Below are 3,463 nucleotides of genomic sequence, written 5' to 3'. Positions count from 1 at the left end.
TTTCGATGGTGGGGGTGGTGTTCCCCGGTTTTTTTCTGGGGGGGTGCACGCGGCGCCGCCTCGTTGGTGGCAATCAACACCATGCCCTCGGCGCCGCGCCCACTACGCTCAACCCTCACTGTCGATTTGGACAGACCGCTCGCGAGTTTTCAAGTTGGGCAATCGAGCGAGTTTTCCATTGCGGTCCACGCATGCGATCACAGAGTCGGCTTCGACGAGCAATTGCCCCTCGCGGTGAATTTGATAGCGGTGTCGCATTCGGACTTTGCGAACTTCCATGACCGTGGTGGTCAGTTCCAACCAGTCATCAAATTCGGCGGGAGCAAAGTACTTCACGTTCATTTCCGCGACCACCAGCATGTGGCCATCGTCTTCGATCGCTTTGTAGTTGTGTCCGAGTTCGCGCAGCATTTCGACCCGCCCACGCTCGAAGTAATTCAAGTAGTTGGCATGGTGAACTCGTCGCTGGCCATCCGTTTCTTGGTAGGCCACGCGGAATTCGTACTTGTGCGAAGGCAGCGAATCCGTCACCGCGACTAAAAGATGCCGAGGTGATCGCGTGCTTCGTCGGTCATGCAGTCGGGAGTCCAAGCCGGTTCCATGACCACTTTCACGTCGCACGTGTCGACTTCTTCGAGGGACTCGGCCGCGTTTTTGGTTCCTGCCACCAGTTGAGGACCCGCAGGGCACATGGGGCTGGTCATTGTCATTTCGACATTGACGTCATGACGGCCGTCCTCTTTTTCCTCGCCGACTTGAACGACGTACACCAATCCCAGGTCAACAATGTTGACGTACAACTCGGGATCGATGACCTCTTTGAGGGCTTCGCGGACTTTGTCTTCAGCCAGAGCCATTGGAATGCTCGTTTGAATCACGTGGTTGGGAATCGTTGGCCAGCGTCAACGCATGGACGCGGTCAGTTTGAAAGTCGCCCCGAGGCGACTCTCGGGCGACGTTCATCATGGCCAACACCCCCGAAATCGTCAAACCGATCGGTGCCGGGAACCTGTGAAACCAAGCGATCTGGGGCGAAAATCGGATCGGGAGTCGTTGTCGCCGGCTGGGACACGTGGACCCAAGGTCGCAAGGAATGCAGCAACTTTGGACCGACACCGTGAACGGCGGACAAACCTTCCACCGACCGAAACGGCCCGTGAGATTCGCGATGCTGGACAATTCGATCGGCGAGTTTGGGGCCAATTCCAGGCAGCAGAGACAATTCACGGACGTCGGACGAGTTCAATCCGATGCTCAGCGGCGACGAAAGGTTCGGCGGGGAAGAGCCATCGGGTGATGGCGGATTGGGACCCGCTGGGATTGGAATCTGGGTGACGAAGATCGCCACGCCAACGATCGCCAAACTCGTCACGAATTGCAAACTGGGTTGGGTCAGCACACAAACCGTTCTGGGAACCCATCGTCGTGCAACGATTTCGGTGCCGGTCATCTGGATGGGGTGATCTTCCGTGGGAACTTCGCCGGGCGTGCTTTCCGTGACAGGGTCATCCGTGGCAGACATCGACAGATCCAATCGAGCTGTGTTTCAAGAGCTGTGTTTCAAATCGAGGTTTTTGATTCGCTTACGAGCCAGTTGTGCCCGGGCGTCGTCTGTGCCGAGGATTGCTCTCTCGGGTGCAGTGCTGTTTCCGGCGGGCGTCCTGATTCTTTCACGAATACCCCCATGGTGGATCTGACGGATGGTTGGGCAAGGTGCAAGAGTCGCGTGTTCGGTGCGTGGTGGTCTGATCGACGCGGCGTGAGGGCTGCCGGCGCAGGGACGCCCGACCTGTTGATTCGCTAGTGGTGTCGCTAGATTGAGGCATTGGCAGCTCGCTCGTACATCCCTTCCTTTCTTTCCAGACGGTTCAATTCGGTGGCAGCTTCAACAGGCCCGATTTCCCTCACAGTTCATGGTGCCGCCGGTCGCATGGGGCGCCGCGTCGTGGCTCTTGGTTTGGCGGATCCCGATTTTCAATTGGTCGGAGCCATCGATCACGGCCAGTCCGATCAACTGGGCAAAGACGCTGGTGCGGTGGCAGGGGAAGCTCCCGCTGGCATTGAGATTTCTTCGGATTGGCCTGCAACGGGCGACAAAAACACTCCCCAAGCCGTGGTCGACTTTTCGCTTCCCGAAGCCGTCGATGGTTGCATTGCCCACTGCGTGCAGGCCGGGTCGCCACTGGTCGTGGCCACCACGGGGTTGTCCGATCAGCAAAAGCAATCGCTGTCGGACGCCGCCGCATCGATCCCGGTCGTGTGGGCTCCGAGCATGTCATTGGCGGTCAACTTGTCGATGAAAATCGCAGAACAAATCACCGCCGCACTGAAGGACGTTTCAGGCGGTTTGGATGTCGAGATTTTAGAACGGCACCATCGGTTCAAAGCCGACGCCCCCAGTGGCACCGCATTGAAGTTTGGTGAACTGATCGCTGGACAGTTGGGTGAATCCACCACGCATGTTCACGGTCGAGAAGGTCACACGGGCGCTCGAACTCGCGAAGAAATTGGCTACCACGCGATTCGTGTGGGCGACAATCCCGGTGAGCACACGATCGTGTTTGGGATGCTGGGCGAGAAGATCGAACTGAACGTCGCCGCGAGTAACCGTGACTGCTACGCATCAGGAGCCCTGGCTGCGGCGAAGTGGTTGATCCATGAAAACAAACCCGCGGGGCTGTACAGCATGTTTGATGTGCTGGGGATGTCGCAGGACTGATCCCCATCCAGATTCAAGCCTCAAAAAGTCGGTGAATCCTCGGTGAATCCAATCGAGTCTGTCCCTTATGAACTTCGGATCGGCGAAGGTCCTGAACTGCACCTGGGAATTTCCACGTGTCCCAATGACACATTCGCTTTTTCGCGTCTGTTGGATGCCGCGATGGCGCCCGGTGAATCGTCGCTGGACACCGGTGGGTTCACGTGGCGGATTGAGTTGCTGGACATTGATGAGCTGAATCAGCGTTTGCTGGCGGGCGAATTTGATTTGGCCAAGACCAGTTTCCACGCGGCGCTCTTGATGGCCGATCAGACTCGGGTGTTGCCGGTTGGATCCGCGTTGGGGTTCGGCGTCGGCCCCTTGCTGTTGGCAGCGAGAGAGGGTGAAAAGCCTGAATCGCCGAATCAAATCACGCTCTGTCCTGGCGAACACACGACCGCTCATCTGCTATTTCGCTTGTTTTATCCCGACTCGACCTCGGTGCGTCAGGTCGTGTTTTCAGACATCATGCCGGGGCTTCAGAGGGAAGACGCGGATTTTGGCGTTTGCATTCATGAGGGGCGTTTCACTTACGCGGATTCGGGGCTTCATTTGGCGGCTGACTTCGGCGTTTTGTGGCAACAATCCCGGGCGCGCCCGCTGCTTGGGGGTGGCGTGGTTATGGGGGCTCGCCTTGCTCGGGGTCCGTGGGGGGCCGCCGGGGTGGTTAGCGGGATACCACGGCAATCTGCTCGAAAGCCCCCT

Annotated in this window: 5 protein-coding genes; 2 read left to right on the top strand and 3 right to left on the bottom strand. The window is 58.1% G+C overall.

Annotation, left to right across the window (positions count from 1 at the left end; all coding sequences use genetic code 11):
• Positions 1 to 108: 108 nt before the first annotated feature.
• From ACF8AM_RS04390 to ACF8AM_RS04380, 3 genes are all read right to left on the bottom strand, one after another.
• Positions 109 to 531, bottom strand: coding sequence for an acyl-CoA thioesterase (locus tag ACF8AM_RS04390; RefSeq protein ID WP_392554463.1), 423 nt, complete (start codon positions 529 to 531; stop codon positions 109 to 111).
• A 5-nt stretch (positions 532 to 536) separates the two neighbouring features.
• A complete protein-coding gene (locus ACF8AM_RS04385) occupies positions 537 to 857 on the bottom strand; it encodes a metal-sulfur cluster assembly factor (protein WP_007326213.1) in 321 nt (106 codons plus the stop codon).
• Between the two features lie 62 nt (positions 858 to 919).
• Positions 920 to 1,522 (bottom strand): ComEA family DNA-binding protein, encoded by a 603-nt coding sequence (locus ACF8AM_RS04380; protein WP_392554462.1) that lies wholly within the window; start codon positions 1,520 to 1,522, stop codon positions 920 to 922.
• 354 nt (positions 1,523 to 1,876) lie between these two features.
• Here ACF8AM_RS04380 and dapB point away from each other — a divergent pair, with 354 nt between their 5' ends.
• Both dapB and ACF8AM_RS04370 read left to right on the top strand, forming a co-directional pair.
• On the top strand, positions 1,877 to 2,719 hold the full coding sequence (dapB, locus tag ACF8AM_RS04375; RefSeq protein WP_392554461.1) for a 4-hydroxy-tetrahydrodipicolinate reductase: 843 nt from the start codon (positions 1,877 to 1,879) through the stop codon (positions 2,717 to 2,719).
• 42 nt (positions 2,720 to 2,761) lie between these two features.
• Positions 2,762 to 3,463, top strand: a 702-nt coding sequence (locus tag ACF8AM_RS04370; RefSeq protein WP_392554460.1) for an MqnA/MqnD/SBP family protein, incomplete at its 3' end; no start/stop codon positions are given.

It is taken from the genome of Rhodopirellula sp. JB055 (assembly GCF_043100905.1).
Taxonomy (GTDB): domain Bacteria; phylum Planctomycetota; class Planctomycetia; order Pirellulales; family Pirellulaceae; genus Rhodopirellula.
The sequence above is the reverse complement of the archived record's forward strand: the minus strand, read 5'-3'. Positions and strand labels throughout refer to the sequence as shown.

Excerpts from the sequence above, each read along its gene's own strand:
- ACF8AM_RS04385 (WP_007326213.1), bottom strand. The coding sequence starts at position 857 with ATGGCTCTGGCTGAAGACAAAGTCCGCGAAGCCCTCAAAGAGGTCATC.
- ACF8AM_RS04380 (WP_392554462.1), bottom strand. The coding sequence starts at position 1,522 with ATGTCTGCCACGGATGACCCTGTCACGGAAAGCACGCCCGGCGAAGTT.